At 70.5% G+C, this 16,752-nt stretch carries 16 protein-coding genes; 8 read left to right on the plus strand and 8 right to left on the minus strand.

The window, feature by feature from the left end; genetic code table 11:
• Positions 1–66 precede the first annotated feature (66 nt).
• On the plus strand, positions 67–1,437 hold the full coding sequence (locus QSK34_RS33790; protein WP_285590328.1) for a cystathionine beta-synthase: 1,371 nt from the start codon (positions 67–69) through the stop codon (positions 1,435–1,437).
• On the opposite strand, the gene QSK34_RS33795 is transcribed toward QSK34_RS33790, so the two are convergent.
• On the minus strand, positions 1,423–2,583 hold the full coding sequence (locus QSK34_RS33795; protein WP_285590330.1) for a sensor histidine kinase: 1,161 nt from the start codon (positions 2,581–2,583) through the stop codon (positions 1,423–1,425). The two genes, QSK34_RS33790 and QSK34_RS33795, sit on opposite strands and share 15 nt — an antisense overlap.
• Before the next feature lie 133 nt (positions 2,584–2,716).
• On the opposite strand from QSK34_RS33795, the gene QSK34_RS33800 reads away from it, so the two are divergent.
• Both QSK34_RS33800 and QSK34_RS33805 read left to right on the plus strand, forming a co-directional pair.
• Positions 2,717–2,851 (plus strand): hypothetical protein, encoded by a 135-nt coding sequence (locus QSK34_RS33800; protein WP_268903611.1) that lies wholly within the window; start codon positions 2,717–2,719, stop codon positions 2,849–2,851.
• 17 nt (positions 2,852–2,868) lie between these two features.
• On the plus strand, positions 2,869–4,008 hold the full coding sequence (locus tag QSK34_RS33805; protein WP_285590334.1) for a cystathionine gamma-synthase: 1,140 nt from the start codon (positions 2,869–2,871) through the stop codon (positions 4,006–4,008).
• A gap of 4 nt (positions 4,009–4,012) precedes the next feature.
• Here the strand turns inward: QSK34_RS33805 and QSK34_RS33810 are convergent, their stop codons facing one another.
• The 4 genes from QSK34_RS33810 to QSK34_RS33825 form a co-directional block, all read right to left on the minus strand.
• Positions 4,013–4,444, minus strand: coding sequence for a DUF2269 family protein (locus QSK34_RS33810; protein WP_285590337.1), 432 nt, complete (start codon positions 4,442–4,444; stop codon positions 4,013–4,015).
• 26 nt (positions 4,445–4,470) lie between these two features.
• The gene (locus QSK34_RS33815; protein ID WP_161483653.1) at positions 4,471–4,719 is read right to left on the minus strand and encodes a hypothetical protein; all 249 of its coding nucleotides are present in this window, start codon (positions 4,717–4,719) and stop codon (positions 4,471–4,473) included.
• Positions 4,720–4,837: 118 nt separating this feature from the next.
• Positions 4,838–6,784: a vWA domain-containing protein gene (locus tag QSK34_RS33820; RefSeq protein WP_285590339.1), complete on the minus strand. Its 1,947-nt coding sequence runs from the start codon at positions 6,782–6,784 to the stop codon at positions 4,838–4,840.
• The gene (locus tag QSK34_RS33825; protein WP_502875560.1) at positions 6,781–8,154 is read right to left on the minus strand and encodes a sigma 54-interacting transcriptional regulator; all 1,374 of its coding nucleotides are present in this window, start codon (positions 8,152–8,154) and stop codon (positions 6,781–6,783) included. Before QSK34_RS33825 ends, QSK34_RS33820 begins: the two co-directional genes overlap by 4 nt.
• 221 nt (positions 8,155–8,375) lie before the next feature.
• Here QSK34_RS33825 and QSK34_RS33830 point away from each other — a divergent pair, with 221 nt between their 5' ends.
• The 4 genes from QSK34_RS33830 (at position 8,376) to ilvA (ending at position 12,935) form a co-directional block, all read left to right on the plus strand.
• Positions 8,376–9,551, plus strand: a complete 1,176-nt coding sequence (locus QSK34_RS33830; protein WP_030451937.1) for an FIST signal transduction protein — start codon at positions 8,376–8,378, stop codon at positions 9,549–9,551.
• 13 nt (positions 9,552–9,564) lie between these two features.
• A complete protein-coding gene (locus QSK34_RS33835) occupies positions 9,565–10,557 on the plus strand; it encodes an ROK family protein (protein ID WP_285590343.1) in 993 nt (330 codons plus the stop codon).
• Between the two features lie 503 nt (positions 10,558–11,060).
• Positions 11,061–11,693 (plus strand): LysE family translocator, encoded by a 633-nt coding sequence (locus tag QSK34_RS33840; protein ID WP_285590346.1) that lies wholly within the window; start codon positions 11,061–11,063, stop codon positions 11,691–11,693.
• A 27-nt stretch (positions 11,694–11,720) separates the two neighbouring features.
• A complete protein-coding gene (gene ilvA / locus QSK34_RS33845) occupies positions 11,721–12,935 on the plus strand; it encodes a threonine ammonia-lyase (protein ID WP_285590348.1) in 1,215 nt (404 codons plus the stop codon).
• Between the two features lie 29 nt (positions 12,936–12,964).
• Here ilvA and QSK34_RS33850 read toward each other — a convergent pair whose 3' ends face one another.
• From QSK34_RS33850 to hppD, 3 genes are all read right to left on the minus strand, one after another.
• Positions 12,965–14,362 carry a M1 family metallopeptidase gene (locus tag QSK34_RS33850; protein WP_285590350.1) on the minus strand — a complete coding sequence of 466 codons (1,398 nt, stop codon included), beginning with the start codon at positions 14,360–14,362 and terminating at the stop codon, positions 12,965–12,967.
• A 58-nt stretch (positions 14,363–14,420) separates the two neighbouring features.
• Entirely contained in the window at positions 14,421–14,978 is a 558-nt protein-coding gene (locus QSK34_RS33855) for an RDD family protein (protein WP_285590353.1), read from the minus strand.
• Positions 14,979–15,047: 69 nt separating this feature from the next.
• The gene (gene hppD, locus QSK34_RS33860) at positions 15,048–16,142 is read right to left on the minus strand and encodes a 4-hydroxyphenylpyruvate dioxygenase (RefSeq protein ID WP_161483661.1); all 1,095 of its coding nucleotides are present in this window, start codon (positions 16,140–16,142) and stop codon (positions 15,048–15,050) included.
• 97 nt (positions 16,143–16,239) lie between these two features.
• Here hppD and QSK34_RS33865 point away from each other — a divergent pair, with 97 nt between their 5' ends.
• Complete coding sequence (locus QSK34_RS33865; protein ID WP_030451930.1) at positions 16,240–16,707, plus strand: Lrp/AsnC family transcriptional regulator; 468 nt, start codon at positions 16,240–16,242, stop codon at positions 16,705–16,707.
• Positions 16,708–16,752: the final 45 nt, after the last annotated feature.

Raw genomic sequence — 16,752 nt, forward strand, 5'->3', positions numbered from 1 at the left:
CCCTTGGGGCTGAGGCAGCCGTCCGGCCGACAAAGCTTCGGCAAAGAACACAAGGTGGTTCTCGCGGTGCGCGTACACGACTCGCTGATCGAGCTGATGGGGAACACCCCGCTCGTGAGGCTCCGCAAGGTGACGGCGGGCGCGCCGGCGCAGGTGCTGGCGAAGGTCGAATACTTCAACCCCGGCGGCTCGGTCAAAGACCGCATCGCCCTGCGCATGGTCGAGGCGGCCGAGCGCAGCGGCGCGCTGAAGCCGGGTGGCACGATCGTCGAGCCGACCTCGGGCAACACCGGGGTCGGGCTGGCCATCGTGGCGCAGGAGAAGGGCTACAAGTGCCTGTTCGTCTGCCCCGACAAGGTCGCCAACGACAAGATCGCCGTCCTCCGCGCCTACGGCGCCGAGGTCGTGGTCTGCCCGACGGCCGTCTCGCCCGACCACCCCGACTCCTACTACTCGGTCTCCGACCGCCTCGCGCGTGAGGTCCCGAACGCCTGGAAGCCCGACCAGTACAGCAACCCCGAGAATCCGGCCAGCCACTACCACTCGACCGGCCCGGAGATCTGGGAGCAGACCGGGGGCCGGATCACCCACTTCGTGGCGGGCGTGGGCACCGGCGGCACGATCAGCGGCACCGGCCGCTACCTCAAGGAGATCTCCGACGGCCGGGTGAAGATCATCGGCGCCGACCCCGAGGGCTCGGTCTACTCGGGCGGCACCGGCCGTCCCTACCTGGTCGAGGGCGTCGGCGAGGACATCTGGCCGGCCACCTACGACACCACCATCTGCGACGAGATCATCGCGGTCTCCGACCGCGACTCGTTCGGCATGACCCGGCGGCTGGCCCGTGAGGAGGCGCTGCTGGTCGGCGGCTCGTGCGGGATGGCCACGGTCGCGGCGGTGCGGGTGGCCCGCAACGCCGGCCCCGACGACGTCGTGGTGGTGCTGCTGCCCGACAGCGGGCGCGGCTACCTGTCCAAGATCTTCAACGACGAGTGGATGGCCGACTACGGCTTCCTGTCCACGGCGGCCGACGAACACGCCGTCGGCGAGGTGCTCGGGCGCAAGGGCGGGGTGCTGCCCCAGTTCGTCCACGTGCACCCCCACGAGACCGTGTCCACGGCCATCGCGATCATGCGCGAGTACGGCGTCTCCCAGCTTCCCGTCATGAAGGAGGAGCCCCCGGTCATGGCCGCCGAGGTGGTCGGCTCGATCGTCGAGCGCGACCTGCTCGACGGCCTCTACCGGGGCAAGGTGCACGCCGACGACCCGCTGGGCGACCACATGTCGGCCCCGCTGCCGATGGTCGGCTCCGGCGAGGCGGTGGCCCGGGCGATCGAGGCGCTGGAGAAGGCCGACGCCGCGGTCGTGCTCGAAGACGGCAAGCCCGCCGGCCTCGTGACCAGGCAGGACCTGCTCGCCTTCCTATCGGGCCGGTAGGGGGAGCTCTGCGGCCACCTCCCACAGGTGCCCGGCCACCGGGCCGGCGACGAGGTGGCCGCCCATGGTCTCGACGCGTTCGGCCATGCCGATCAGCCCGAAGCCGCCGCCGAGCCGCGACAGGCGCGGGTCGGCGGCCGACAGGGGGTTGGCGACGCGGAGCCGCACCGAGTCCTCGAACGTGGTCAGCCGCACCTCCACCCACGGCGTGTGCGGGGCGTGGCGGCGGATGTTGGTGAGCGACTCGGTCAGCACCCGGTGCAGCGTGGTCAGCACCTCCGGGGCCAGGGTCAGCGACGAGACGCCCGGCCCGAGGTCGAAGGTGGCGGCCGGGGAGAACTGGCCGACCATCTTCCGCAGGTCGTCGAGGGTGACGCCGACGTTGCGGGTGGCGTGGTCGTCGGCCCGCAGCACGCCGACGAGACGGCGCATCGAGGTCAGCGCCTCGCTCCCGGCCCCGGCGATGGCGTCGAGCGCCGGGAGCACCGCCTCGGGGTTGGTCTCGCCGACGGTCCGGGCGGCCTGGGCCTGGACGACGATGCCGGTGATGTGGTGGGCGACCAGGTCGTGCAGTTCCCGGGCGAGTTCCAGGCGCTCGCCCCTCCTGACCCGCTCCTCCCCGATCTTGCGGCGCTCCTGCTGGACGCGCAGGTAGCCGCCGATCCCGGCGCCCACGGACCATCCGAGCAGGTAGACGATCGTGGCCGCCTGGGTGGCCGCGTTCGCGTAGCCGTTCTCCGGCCCCTCGAACCGGAGTGCCGGGAGGCTGATCAGCACCACCAGAATGCCGACGGAGAGGACGACGGCGTTCCTGATCGGCTCCACCCGGCGCAGCACGGTGATCGTCAGCACCATGAACGCCCCGGCCTCGGTGAACCCCACCGCCCGCAGGTCGGGCGCCCCGGCCACGACCGCCGACAGCACCAGCGACGCCGCGCTCAGCGCGACCGCCACCAGCCAGGTCCGGCGCTTGCGCAGCACCACCGCGAGGATGCCGACGCCTCCGCCGACGACGCAGACGAGCGCCCCCGTGGTGTCGGCCGGCGCCGTCGTCAGGATGGTGTCGAACACCCAGAGCAGTCCGAGCAGGCCGAGCAGCGCGATCTCGCCGGCCCGCTGCGTCCAGGTGCTGAGTCGTTCCCACACGATCGCAGAGGCTACGACGAAAGGGGTAGACCGGACATCGGCCGATCGGCCGACCCCGGCACGGCGAACCGTTCCCATGGGCGAGATGAAGACGAATGTCCGTCTTGTTCCATTGAGAGTGGAGGTGGTCACCGTGACCGTGATCGCAATCGCCCTGGTGGCGTTAGGCCTGGTGCTCGTCGGCGTGCTGGCGCTCGCCGACCCCGTCCTGCTCTCGCGCTTCGAGGAGTCGGACTTCGGAACGAAGGAAAAGCAGAAGGCGGCCTAGCCGATACGCTCGACACCATGACTGAAGGCTTCGAAACCCTGGCCATCCACGCCGGGCAGGAACCCGACTCGCTGACCGGGGCCGTGGTCCCGCCCATTTATGCCGTCTCGACGTACAAGCAGGACGGCGTGGGCGGGCTGCGGGGCGGATACGAATACAGCCGCTCGGCGAATCCGACCCGGACCGCCCTCGAGTCGTGCCTGGCCGCCCTCGAAGGCGGCGTGCGCGGGCTGGCGTTCGCCTCGGGTCTCGCCGCCGAAGACACCCTGCTCCGGACGGTCTGCCGGCCGGGCGACCACGTGATCATCCCCGACGACGCCTACGGCGGCACCTACCGGCTGTTCGCCAAGGTGCTGGAGCGCTGGGGCCTGGCCTACGACCCCGTCCCGCTCGGCGACGCCGCCGCGGTGCGCGCCGCGATGCGGCCCGAGACCAAGGTGATCTGGGTCGAGACGCCGACCAACCCCCTGCTCGGCATCGCCGACATCGAGCGGCTGGCCTCCATCGCCCACGACGGCGGCGCGCTGCTCGTGGTCGACAACACCTTCGCCTCGCCCTACCTGCAGCAGCCGCTGGCCCTCGGCGCCGACGTGGTCGTCCACTCGACGACCAAGTACGTCGGCGGCCACTCCGACGTCATCGGCGGCGCGCTGGTCGCCCGCGACGTCGCCCTCGGCGAGCAGCTCACCTACCACCAGAACGCCATGGGCGCGGTGGCCGGGCCGTTCGACGCGTGGCTGACGCTGCGCGGCGTGAAGACCCTCGGGGTGCGCATGGACCGCCACTGCGACAACGCCGAGCGGGTGGTCGACCTGCTGCTCTCCCACCCGAAGGTGATCGAGGTCTTCTACCCGGGCATCGAGCGCCACCCCGGCCATGAGATCGCGGCCAAGCAGATGAAGCGCTTCGGCGGCATGGTGTCGTTCCGGGTCGCGGGCGGCGAGCAGGCGGCCGTCGACGTGTGCGACCGGGCCCGGCTGTTCACCCTCGGCGAGTCGCTCGGCGGCGTCGAGTCGCTGATCGAGCACCCCGGCCGGATGACCCACGCGAGCGCGGCGGGCTCGCCGCTGGAGGTTCCGGCCGACCTGGTGCGTCTGTCGGTGGGCATCGAGACCGTCGGGGACCTCCTCGACGATCTCTCCCAGGCCCTCGGCTGATCCCCTACGGGTTGAAGAACACCATCAGGACGAGGATCACCAGCCAGATCAGGGCGACGATGCCGCCCAGCGCGGCGATGCGCGCCACCTGGACCTTCCCGTCGTCGGACGGGTCGTCGTTCTCCAGGGCGGCGATCGCCTTCTTCGTGTCGCGGTCGATGATGACGAGCATCACGGCCGCGACTATGAACAGCGTCATGGACACGGTCAGGTAGACCTCTCCCAGGTTGCTGCCCCCGAGCAGCAGACCGAAGAGGAAGACACCCAGGGTCAGCAGGCCGAACACCCGGCCCATCCGCTTCAGATACTGCAGGACGTTCAGGTCCTGCTTGCGGATGTAGCGCGGGATCGAGCTCGTGACGACGGTCAGCGGGCCGATCGCGAAGATGGCGAAGGCGATGTGCAGCCAGAGCAGCAGCTTGTCGAGGAACGACATGCGCCGAAGGCTATCGCGATCACGCCTCACACCGTCAGGGTGTCGTCGACCTTCGCGCATGTCGGGCAGGCCTGCTCGGGGTGGATCACACAAGCGGTGTGGTCCACGTTGAGTCCGAGCATGCGCCGCGACAACGACGAAAGGGCGCTCTGAGGGCTGAGAGTGAGGCTGCGCCGGCGGTCCTCCCGCTTGATGCTGTGCACCACGAGGGCGAAGCCCGCCAGGGCGCCGAAGGCGAGCAGGAGTGAGACGACGAGGATGAAACTGGACAACATGTGCGCGACTCCAATCGCTGCGGTGAATCGCACGTTATGAGGTCGCGCGCCCGCCCGGTTGTGAGGCGCCGGACAGGGTGATCTCACCTGTTGTTAGACCGATATCACCCTTCGTCCACTATGACCGTCGGCGTGCTCGCAGGAAGTCGCTGACGACGTACTCACCGAGTTTGTCGACGTTGGGGGCGAACACCCGGCCGCCGTTGCGCCGCGCGACCTCGTCCACGAACGCCCTGAGCCGTTCGTCGGCGGCCAGCATGAAGACGTTGAGCGTGGCCCGGCGGCGGGTCATCTTGTCGACCTCGGCCAGCGTCAGCTCCAGGGTCTCCCTCGACGGGGGCCACTCGAACTGCGGGGTGCCGTCGCGCATCAGGTGGGCGGTCGGCTCGCCGTCGGTGACGACCAGGACGACCGGCTCGAAGTCGGGATGGCGGTCGAGGTGGCGGCCCGCGATCAGCAGCGCGTGGTGCAGGTTGGTGCCCTGGACCATGTCCCATTCGAGGCCGGCCAGTTCGTCGGGCTGGAGCACCCGGGCGTAGTTGGAGAAGCCGATGATCTGCACCGAGTCCTGCGGGAACTTCGAGGCCACCAGCGCCTGGAGGGCCAGCGCGGTCTGCTTGGCCGCCGCCCAGGTGCCGCGCAGCGCCATCGAATAGGACAGGTCGACCAGCAGGCAGACGGCCGCGGCCGACCGCCTTTCGGTTTCGGCCACCTCGAAATCGTCCACCGACAGGGTCACCGGGCTGCCGCCGCCCCGGCGCACGCCGTTGATCACCGTGCGGACCACGTCGATCGGCTGCTCGTCGCCGAAGCGCCACGGCCGGGTCGAGCCGGTCAGCTCTCCGGCGGCCCCGGCGTCGTGCTGGTCGTGGTCGCCGCGGCGGGTGCTCTCAAGCGAGTTGAAGACCCGGCGCAGCGCGGTCTCGCCGAGGCGGCGGACCGCCTTCGGGGTGAGCTCCAGCTTGCCGCGGTTGCGGCGCAGGTAGCCCTGCTGCTCCAGCTCGCGCTCGATCTGCTTGAGGGCCTGCAGGTCGTCGACGGCCGAGCGGCCCAGCGCCCGGCGGATCGCCTCCTCGTCGACGTCGGACAGGCGCGCGCCCGGGTAGTCCTGGCGCAACGACGACTCCAGGTCGTTGAGGTCGGCCAGCTCCTGGAGGGCGCTGACGGAGTCGCCCATGCTCATCGGCGACTCGCCGCTGACCCGCTCGGCGGAGTTCCAGGCGAGGTCGGGGCGGCGGGTGTACAGGGAGTCGCCGAGGCGGCGCATCTGGTCGGCCAGGCCGCTGTCCTGGAGGGTCTGGTCCATCAGGCTCGCCAGTTCGGCGCGCTGCTGCGGGGTCATCGAGGCCAGCAGGCGCTGGGCGGCGGCGGCCCGGCGGGCGAGCTGGTCGACCAGTTCCTCCAGGTTGCGCGGGTTCTCGGGGAACATGTCCCCGTAGTCGCGCATGAAGTCGTCGAAGTCCTGCTGGGTGTGCTCGCCCCGGGCGTCGCGGTCGAGCATCTCGTTCAGCGCGGCCATCATCTGCCTGACCCGCTCCATCGCGGCCGGGTCGGGGTTGGCCAGGGCGTCGCGCATGCCCTTGAACTGGCTGTCGAGCACCTCACGCCGCAGCAGGTCGCGCAGCTCCTCGAACGACCGGCGCGCCTGCGGCGACCGCCAGTCGTATTCCGACAGTTCCTGTACGGCCCTCGCGGTGTCGCCCGGCAGGTTGTCGAGCTGGGCCTCGCGGAAACGGGCGTCGTCGGACGGGTCGGGGAACAGCTCGGTGCGCTCCTGGTCGAGGGCGCGGTCGAGCAGCTCCCTGGCCTGCTCCAGGATCCCGTCGAGCCGGGTGTTCTGCCGCAGGTCCCGCCGGCGCTTGCGGACCTGCCGGAGCAGCTCCTCCAGGCCACGGCGGTCCGGCGCGTTGGGCAGCCCGCGTTTCAGCAGGTCACGCAGCGCGTCGAGCGGGGTCGAGCCCGACAGGATGGCGTCGCCCATCTCGTCGAGGGCGCCCCTGACGTCGTAGGGCGGCGCCAGGGGGTCGGGGCCGTCCTGGTATTCGCCGTACCGGTAGGAGGTCACGTGCGGTAGACCGCGGTGCCCGCGATGTCGTCCTTCGACAGGCGGCGCATCAGGTAGAGGCCTTCGAGGGCGAACTCCAGCGCGGCGGCGGCGTGGCCGGGGGACTCGTCGCCCTCGCCCATGCCGATCCGCGACATGATCTTGGCGAGGCCCTCGACCCGGCCGATCCGGCGCAGCAGCTCGGTGGCGCCGACCAGCTCGCCCGACTCGATCTGGGCGCCCTGGGCGAACTTGTCGAGCAGCGGCGCGAGGTCCGCGCCGCCCAGGGTGCCGCGGAAGGTCTCGGCGGTGGCCCTCCGGAGCAGGTGGGCCAGCACCTCGATCTCCCGGCCCTCCTCGCTCACCTCGAACTCCACCTTGCCGCGCAGCGTGTGGACGATCCCCGGCAGGTCGCAGACCCGCGCCACCGGCAGATTTTCACCGGCCAGGGCGGCCCGCCGGACGGCCGAGGCGGCCGCGGTCTCGGCGGCGGCGATCGAGAACCGGGCCGACACGCCCGACCGCGTGTCGACGGCGGACGACTCGCGGACCAGCCGGGTGAACCGGGCGATGATCTCCACCAGGTGGTCGGGCACGTCGGCGCCGATGTCGCCCATGGCCTCCTGGCGGATCAGGACCAGCTCGTCGTCGACCGACTTCGGGTAGTGGGTGCGCACCTCCGCCCCGAACCGGTCTTTCAGCGGCGTGATGATGCGGCCCCGGTTGGTGTAGTCCTCGGGGTTGGCGGAGGCGATGAGCAGGACGTCCAGCGGAAGGCGCAGGTTGTAGCCGCGGACCTGGATGTCGCGCTCCTCCAGCACGTTGAGCAGCGCGACCTGGATGCGCTCGGCCAGGTCGGGCAGCTCGTTGACGGAGAAGACGCCCCGGTTGGTGCGCGGCACCAGGCCGTAGTGGACGGTCTCGGGGTCGCCCAGCGTGCGGCCTTCGGCGATCTTGATCGGGTCGACGTCGCCGATCAGGTCGCCGACCGAGGTGTCGGGGGTGGCGAGCTTCTCGCCGTAGCGCTCGCTGCGGTGCTTCCAGGCGACGACGATCTCGTCTTCGCCGAGCGCGCGGCAGCGTCCGCAGACGGGCTCGTAGGGGTGGTCGTTGATCTCGCAGCCCGCGATGACCGGCGTCCACTCGTCGAGCAGCCCGACGACCGTGCGGATCAGGCGGGTCTTGCCCTGACCGCGTTCGCCGAGGAGCACGACGTCGTGCCCGGCGATCAGCGCGCGTTCGAGATGGGGCAGCACGGAGTCGTCGAACCCGACGATGCCCGGGAACCTCGGCTCGCCGGCACGCAGCCTGGCCAGCAGGTTCTCTCGGATCTCGGCTTTGACTGTCCGGTGGACATGTCCGCTCTCGCGCAGTTCGCGCAGAGTGCTCAATGTCGGAGCAGGTGCTGGCGATTTGTGCACGGGATCGAGACTACGTCGCGATTGGACTTCCAGGCACCCGATTGCCGCCACGAGCCAGATTCGGATCTTGACCATTGCGTGACGATCCGTACGCGTCGGCAACGTGCTACTGGGGAGAAACGGGGCATGAAGCCTATGCAAGACATCTACCCGAGATAGCGCGACTTGTCCGTAAAAGAGGGGGCGAGACGATGGCGGTAATCACCAGCCGGTTCGCCGACGGTCTCGCCGTCGGGCCCGATCTCGTGGAGAGTGCCGAATCGGCCGTCCGGCAGGCCGTCGAAGGCCTCTCCGGGCCCGCCGACCTGGTCTGCTTCTTCATCTGCGGGGAGGACCCCGACGACGTCGCGCGGGCCGGGCAGCGCGCGATGGCGCTGGTCCCGGACGCGGCGGTGATCGGCTGCAGCGCCACCGGCGTGATCGGCGACGCCCAGGGGGTCGAGCTGACGCCGGCCGTGTCCGCGTGGGCGGCCAGCCTGGGCGAGGCGCGGGTGACGACCTTCGCGCTGGAGTCCTTGCGGGCCGATGACCGGTTCGTGGTGATCGGACTGCCGGAGCGTGACCCCGATGACCGGGTGGCGATCATGCTCGCCGACCCCTACAGCTTCCCGACCGACGCCTTCATCGAGCACTCCGGCGAGGTGCTGGGCAACCTGCCGATCATCGGCGGCCTGGCCAACGGGCTGCGCGGGCGGGGCTCGGTCCGGCTCTTCACCGACGGCGAGGTCTACACCGAGGGCGCGATCGGCGTGCTGCTGAGCGGCCCCGTCCAGATCAGCACGGTGGTCAGCCAGGGTTGCCGCCCGATCGGCCCGACGATGGTCGTGACGGCCGCCGAGGACAACCTGCTGCTCGAACTCGCCGGCCAGCCCGCGCTGGCCCGGCTCGAAGACATCGTGAGCTCCCTGGACGAGGACGACCGCGAACTCGTCGCCAGCGGCCTCCAGATCGGCGTCGCCATGGACGAGTACGCCGAACGCCACGAGCGCGGCGACTTCCTGATCCGGGGCGTGCTCGGCATCGACCCCGAACGCGAGGCCGTGGCCATCGGCGACGTGGTGGAGATCGGCCGTACGGTCCGCTTCCAGGTCCGCGACGCCGAGACGGCCGACGAGGACCTCTACGAGCTGCTCGACGCCCACATCGAGTCGGGCGGCCGGGTCGACGGCGCGCTGCTGTTCTCCTGTAACGGCCGGGGCTCGGCGATGTTCGGCACCCCCGACCACGACGCCCTGGCCCTGCGCGACACCCTCGGCCCCATCGGGATCGCCGGGTTCTTCGCCGCCGGGGAGGTCGGGCCGGTGGGCGGAGTGAACCACGTGCACGGATTCACGGCTTCCGTCCTGGTCTTCTCGTCGTCGTCGTGAGACAGTCGGCGCCGTGGCGGTTCTGGCGATCGACATCGGCGGCACGAAGTGCGCGGTCGCCCTGACCGACGGGTCGGGAGACATCCTGACCTCGAACGTGGCGCCCACCCCGCCCGGCGGCGACGCCGAGACCCTGTGGCGGGCGTTGTGGTCGCTGATCGAGACCACGGTCGGCTCCGAACCGGTCGACGGCGTCGGCGTGGGCTGCGGCGGCCCGATGACCTGGCCCGAGGGCGTGGTCGCCCCCCTCAACATGCCCGGCTGGCGCGACGGCTTCCCGGTGGTGGCCCGGCTCCGGGAGCGGTTCCCCGGCGTCCCGGTGCGCATCCACAACGACGCGATCGCCCTGGCGGCGGCCGAACACTGGAAGGGCGCCGGCCGGGGCGTCGACGACATGATCGGCATGGTCGTCTCGACGGGCGTCGGCGGCGGCCTCATCCTCGGTGGCCGCCTGATCAACGGCGGCACCGGCAACGCCGGCCACATCGGCCACGTGATCGTCGACCCGGCGGGCCCGCCCTGCGGCTGCGGCGGCAACGGCTGCCTGGAGGCCGTCGCCCGCGGCCCCGCCCTCGCGGCCTGGGCGGTCGACCAGGGCTGGGTGCCCGGCGCCCCCGCCGCGGGCCCACTAGACCCCGAACTCTCCGAGCGGGAGGCCGCGGCCCTCTACCGCGAGAACGCGAGCGCGACCGGCCGCCAGCTGGCCGCCGACGCCGCAGCGGGCGACCAGATCGCTGTCGCGGCCATGCACCGCGCGGGCTGGGCCCTGGGCCTGGCCATCGCCTCGGCCACCCACCTGTGCGACGTCGACCTGGTGACCATCGGCGGCGGCCTCTCCCAATCGGGCCCCCTGCTGTTCGAGCCCCTGGAGGAGACACTGCGCGCCCACGCCCGCATGGGCTTCTCGGCCCGGGTGAGAGTGGTCCCCGCAGCACTGGGCCAGGAGGCGGGCCTGATCGGCGCGGCGGCACTGATCCTGGGCGGCGACCGCTACTGGTCCCCTTGAGCCCTGCGCCATATGCCGAAATTTCTGGCACGTAGTGCCGGATCGGGCGGTGGGTGGTGCGCCGAACTTGCGCCAGGTGGTGGGGAGATCTGCGTCAGGTGGTGCGGATCGGGCGTGGGATGGTGCGGGAACCGGCGTCGCTGGTGGGGGAATCTGCGTCCGGTGGTGCGGATCGGGCGTCGGGTGGTGCGGATCGGGCGTCGGGTGGTGCGGATCGGGCGTCGGGTGGTGCGGATCGGGCGTCGGGTGGTGCGGATCGGGCGTCGGGTGGTGCGGATCGGGCGTCGGGTGGTGCGGGAACCGGCGTCGCGTGGTGCGGGAACCGGCGTCGCGTGGTGCGGATCGGGCGTCGGGTGGTGCGGGAACGGGCGTTGAGTGGTGCCGGTACGGGCGTCGGGTGGTGCCGGTACGGGCGTCGGGTGGTGTGGCGGTCATCTCATCCTTCGTTGACGGGAATAATCCCGGTTCGGTGGAGGCTGCCCCCGTTCATGGAGTGGGGTGCGTTGGCGGGGATCGCCGTGGTCTCGCTCGGGATGGTGCTGACTCCCGGGCCGAACATGATCTATCTGACCTCGCGGGCGATCTCCCAGGGGCGCAGGGCCGGGCTGGTCTCCCTGATGGGCACGTTGGTCGGGTTCGTCGTCTACCTGATCGCCACCTGCCTGGGGCTGACCGCGATCTTCGCGCTGGTCCCGGCCGCGTACACGGCGATCAAGCTCGTCGGTGCCGCCTACCTCGTCTATCTCGCCTGGAAGATCGTCAAGCCGGGCGGGCAGGCGGTCTTCGCCGCGCAGGAGCTGCCGCCCGACTCCAACGGGCGGCTCTTCGTCATGGGGCTGGTCACGAACCTGCTCAACCCGAAGGCCGCCATCCTCTACATGTCGCTGCTGCCGCAGTTCATCGAGCCCGCCCACGGCCACGTGATCCTGCAGAGCTTCGTGCTCGGGGGCGTGCAGATGACCGTCAGCATCCTCGTCAACGGCCTCATCGTGCTGGGGGCCGGCGGGCTGGCCGCCTTCCTGGCGACGCGGCCGGCCGCCGTGCGGATCCAGCGCTACGTCACCGGGACCGTGCTGGGGGCCTTCGCGGTGCACCTGGCCGCCGACCGGTCCAGGGCCGTGCTGGCCACACCGTAGCGGCAGGCTAGTGGCAGGATTGCGCGCATGGCTGCACCGCAGGTGACGTACGACGACGTGCTCGCCGCCCGTGAACTCCTCAAGGGCGTGATCGCCCACACCCCGGTCGTCCACTCCCGGGTGTTGTCCGAGACGGTCGGCGGGCCGGTCTACCTGAAGGCCGAGAACCTCCAGCGGGCCGGGTCGTTCAAGGTGCGCGGCGCCTACGTGCGCATCGCCCGGCTGACCGAGGAGGAGCGGGCCCGGGGGGTCGTCGCGGCCAGTGCGGGCAACCACGCCCAGGGTGTGGCGTTCGGCTCGGGGCTGCTGGGCGCCAAGTCGACCGTCTACATGCCCGAGGGCGCCCCGCTGCCCAAGGTCGAGGCGACCCGGGGCTACGGCGCCGAGGTCATCTTCGCCGGGCACACCGTCGACCACGCCCTGCGGGCCGCGCGCCGCCACGCCGACGAGACCGGCGCGGTCTTCATCCACCCCTTCGACCACCCCGACGTCATCGCCGGTCAGGCCACGATCGGGCTGGAGATCATCGAGCAGCTCCCCGAGACGGGCACCATCGTGGTCGCCATCGGCGGCGGGGGCCTCGCGGCCGGGGTGGCCCTGGCGGCCAAGCACCTCCGTCCGGGTGTACGGGTGGTCGGCGTCCAGGCCGAACGCGCCGCTGCCTATCCCGAGTCGCTCGCGGCCGGTCACCCGGTGATGGTCGAACCGCAGTTCACGATGGCCGACGGGATCGCCGTCGGCCGGCCGGGCGACCTGCCGTTCGAGATGATCCACTACCTGGTCGACCAGGTGGTGACCGTCTCGGAGGAGTCGTTGTCGCGCGCCCTGCTGCTCTGCCTCGAACGCGGCAAGATGGTCGTCGAGCCGGCGGGCGCCGCCGGGGTGGCGGCCCTGCTCGACAAGCCGCACGCCTTCGAGCCCCCGGTCGTCGCGGTGTTGTCGGGCGGCAACATCGATCCGCTGCTGCTGGCGCGGGTGCTCCGCCACGGCCTCGCCGCCGCCGGGCGCTACCTGGCCTTCCGCATCCGCCTGGCCGACCGGCCCGGCGCGCTGGCCGCGCTGCTCAGGAGGCTCGCCGAGCTCAAGGCCAACGTGCTCGACGTCGTGCACGAACGGGTCGGGGCCCGTCTCCACCTCGACGAGGCCGAGGTGCTGCTCCAGCTGGAGACCCGCGGCCCCGACCACTGCGACGACGTGCTGGCCGCTCTGAGGCGGGACGGCTACAAGCTCATCTTCTCCTGAGCGCCGGATCGCCGGGGCCTCCGGCGAGGTCAGCCGAGGGTCGCCGGGCGGCCCTTCTCGAAGAGCCACTGGTCGAAGAGGTCGCCGAGTTTCCGCCCGGAGACCTGCTCCGCCAGGGAGATGAACTGCTCGGTGGTCGCGTTGCCGTAGCGGTGCTCGGTCGCCCACCGGCGGATGATCTTGAAGAAGGCGTCGTCGCCGACCCGCACGCGCAGGGCGTGGAGGGCCATCGCGCCCCGGTGGTAGACCGAGTTGTTGAACAGGTCGTTCTTCTGCGCCACCCCGGGCGGATAGTTCCACATCGGGTCGGTGGTGTTGGCGTAGTGGCGGTCGAAGGTCTGCTGCGCGGTCGCCTGGCCCTGGTGCTCGCTCCACAACCACTCGGCGTAGGTGGCGAAGCCCTCGTTGAGCCACAGGTCCTTCCAGCGGCTGATGCTCACGCTGTCGCCGAACCACTGGTGGGCCAGCTCGTGGGAGATGATGCCCTCGTCGGGCTCGAAGCCGCCGTAGATCGGTTTGGTCTGGTTCTCGAGCGCGTAGCCCGAGGCGAAGTCGTCGACGATCCCGCCGGTCGACTTGAACGGGTAGGGCCCGAAGACCGACGACCAGTAGTCGGTGATGCGCGCCGAGACCTCGTAGAGCCGGTCGAGCTGGTTCTGGTAGCGCGGGTCGACGGCCGCGTACACGGGGATGCCGCCCTCGGAGTCGCCGGTCTTCACCAGGAACTTCCCGGTCGTCATGGTCGCCAGGTAGCTCACCATCGGGTGGGTCTCGCGCCAGACGAACGTGGTCTTTCCGCCCGTGGACGTCGGCTCCCCGGCCAGCTCGCCGTTGGCGATGGCGGTTACGCCGTCGGGCACGGTCAGCCGGAACTCGTAGGTCGCCTTGTCGGCCGGGTGGTCGTTGCCCGGGAACCAGGTCTTGGCGCCGTTGGGCTCGGAGGTGACGAACGAGCCGTCGCTCGTCGGCACGAAGCCGTAGGTGCCGAGGTTGGAGGAGTCGCGGACCGGCTTGGGCTCCCCCTGGTAGGTGACCGCGGCCCGGAACGTGGAGCCCTTGGACAGGTCGGCGGTGACGGTCATCTCGTCGCCCGACCGGGTGAACTTCGCCGGCCGGCCGCCGACGGTCACCGAGCTGACCGTGAAGCCGCGGAGGTCGAGGTTGAAGCTCGACAGGTTCTCGGTCGCCGTCGCGTCGATGGTCGCGGTGCCGGCCAGCAGCCGGGTGGCGGGGTCGTAGCCCAGGGCCAGGGTGTAGTGGCCGACGTCGTAGCCGCCGTTGCCGTCGTTGGGGAAGTCGGCGTCGCCGATCCCGGCCGCCCCGGCCGTGCCGGAACGGGTGAGCCCGTGCTCGGACGCCCCCGACGGCGAACAACTCGTGAGTGTGACGACGATGAGCGCGCCTGACAGCGCCCTGGTCAAACGCATGGGTGCCCCTCCCCGAACCGACCCTGCCGGGACACCTTATGCGAGGTCGCGGACACCCTCAGGCATCGACGACCAGCGTTGATGCCGCTTTGTCGTGCAACGCCTGCTTTCTGCGGTCGAACAAAATCCAGACCAGGTCCAGGAATCCGAGGCAGCAGGTCGCCGTGAGGACGACGTACACGACCGAGCGCAGCGCCGCCTGGCCGACGCCGATCGGGCCGCCGTCCTCCCGGGCCACGCGCATGTGGAGGATCTTCTTGCCGGGGGTCTGGCCGTTCCAGTAGGCGTGGAAGAGCCAGTAGTACAGGAACCCGATCAGCAGGCCCCAGAACCAGTGGCTCGCCTGCTCGGCGTGCCAGGTCCCGGTGCGCTCGTCGTAGACCGCCGACCACGACTCGTAGGTGAACGGCGAGGAGACGACGGCGACGACGACCGCGTCCACGATGCCCGCGAGAAGTCGGCGCCACCGGCCGGCGAGGGGTTGGCCGGCCGGTGGCGGGGCGCCGTGAGCGGGCGTCCCGTACGGGGGACGCCCGCCCGGCGCCGGCGGCGGTGTCCAGGGCTGGGACGGGTCCTGGCCCGGTAGATCACCCGGCGGCGGAGTCGGAGAAGCCATGCCAACGTGATCACCTGCTGCGGACCAGGACAAATCCGCCGCGTAGTAAAGAAAACGGGGTGTAAAGAGCTACAGGTTGCCGCGCAGCTCCTGCTCGCGCTCGATCGCCTCGAACAGGGCCTTGAAGTTGCCCTTGCCGAAGCCGAGGGAGCCGTGCCGCTCGATGAACTCGAAGAACACCGTCGGGCGGTCCTGGACGGGCTTGGTGAAGATCTGCAGCAGGTAGCCGTCCTCGTCGCGGTCGACCAGGATGCGCCGCTTCTTCAGCTCCTCGACCGGGACGCGCACGTTGCCGATGCGCTCACGCAGCTCGGGGTCGTCGTAGTAGGAGTCGGGCGTCTCCAGGAACTCCACCCCGGCGGCGCGCATGCGGTCGACGGTGTCGAGGATGTCGTTGGTGGCCAGCGCGATGTGCTGCACGCCGGGGCCGCCGTAGAACTCCAGGTACTCGTCGATCTGCGACTTCTTCTTCGCCAGGGCCGGCTCGTTGAGGGGGAACTTGACCTTGCGGGTGCCGTCGGCCACGACCTTCGACATCAGCGCCGAGTACTCGGTCGCGATGTCGTCGCCGATGAACTCGGCCATCCGGGTGAAGCCCATGACCCGCTCATAGAACTCGACCCACTCCTCCATGCGCTCGACATTGCCGACGCAGTGGTCGATCGCCTGGAACATCCGCCTGCCGGGCTCCACGATCGGCTTCGCCGCCACATATCCCGGCAGGTAGGGGCCGGTGTAGTTGGACCGGTCGACCAGGGTGTGGCGGGTCTCGCCATAGGTGGCGATGGCCGCGAGCACCACCTTGCCGAAGTCGTCCTCGACCACGTACGGCTCCGCCAGGCCCGTGGCGCCCTGGGCGAGCGCGTGCCGGTAGGCCGCCTCGACGTCGGGCACGTCGATGGCGAGATCGATCACGCCGTCGCTGTGCGCGGCCACATGGCGGGCGAGATCGGTGTCGGGCCGGACCGCCCCGCGGAACTCGAACCGGGCGCCGCCCGACTTGAGCACGTAGGCCACCTCGTCGCGGCTGCCGGTCTCCGGCCCCTTGTACGCGATCAGCGTCATGCCGTAGGCGGTCGAGTAGTAGTGGGCGGCCTGCTTCGCGTTGCCTACCGCGAACACGACCGCGTCCATGCCGTGGACAGGGAACACGTCATCGCTCATGAGGCCCACTCTGTTCTTCAGTGTCCAACCTGTGCAACTGTGTCCGAAAACAGTGGACAATGTGTCTAGTGGGCGGCGGACCGGGAAGAGCAAAGTTGTGAGCGTTGACCAGCTGGATGTTCGACTTGTGGCATTGCTGAATGAGGAGCCCAGAATCGGGGTACTCGAGTGCAGCCGCCGCCTCAACGTCGCTCGGGGCACCGTCCAGGCCCGACTCGACCGGCTGGTCGCGCGCGGGGTGATCACCGGCTTCGGCCCCGAGATCGACCCGGCCGCCCTCGGCTACGATGTCACGGCGTTCGTGACGCTCCAGATCCGGCAGGTGTCCGGCCACGAGCCGCTGGCCGACCGGCTCGGCCGCATCCCCGAGGTGCTCGAAGTCCACACGATCACCGGCAGCGGCGACATGTTGTGCCGTATCGTCGCCCGCAGCAACGCCGACCTCCAGCGGGTCATCGACCTGATCGTCGATCTCCACGGGGTCATGCGCACCGAATCGGTGATCGCACTGGACACACCCGTCCCTTACCGCACACTTCCGCTGGTCAGGGCGGCACAGCGCTAAGCGCACGGAGCATCACGACGTATCGTTTACGGTGGTGGTTCGTCG

It is taken from the genome of Herbidospora sp. NBRC 101105 (assembly GCF_030269205.1).
GTDB lineage: Bacteria > Actinomycetota > Actinomycetes > Streptosporangiales > Streptosporangiaceae > Herbidospora > Herbidospora solisilvae.

Coding starts and splice junctions, on each gene's coding strand:
- QSK34_RS33805 (WP_285590334.1), top strand. CDS start 2,869: ATGACTGAAGGCTTCGAAACCCTGGCCATCCACGCCGGGCAGGAACCC.
- hppD (WP_161483661.1), bottom strand. CDS start 16,142: ATGAGCGATGACGTGTTCCCTGTCCACGGCATGGACGCGGTCGTGTTC.
- QSK34_RS33830 (WP_030451937.1), top strand. CDS start 8,376: ATGGCGGTAATCACCAGCCGGTTCGCCGACGGTCTCGCCGTCGGGCCC.
- QSK34_RS33815 (WP_161483653.1), bottom strand. CDS start 4,719: ATGTTGTCCAGTTTCATCCTCGTCGTCTCACTCCTGCTCGCCTTCGGC.
- QSK34_RS33810 (WP_285590337.1), bottom strand. CDS start 4,444: ATGTCGTTCCTCGACAAGCTGCTGCTCTGGCTGCACATCGCCTTCGCC.
- ilvA (WP_285590348.1), top strand. CDS start 11,721: ATGGCTGCACCGCAGGTGACGTACGACGACGTGCTCGCCGCCCGTGAA.
- QSK34_RS33855 (WP_285590353.1), bottom strand. CDS start 14,978: ATGGCTTCTCCGACTCCGCCGCCGGGTGATCTACCGGGCCAGGACCCG.
- QSK34_RS33850 (WP_285590350.1), bottom strand. CDS start 14,362: ATGCGTTTGACCAGGGCGCTGTCAGGCGCGCTCATCGTCGTCACACTC.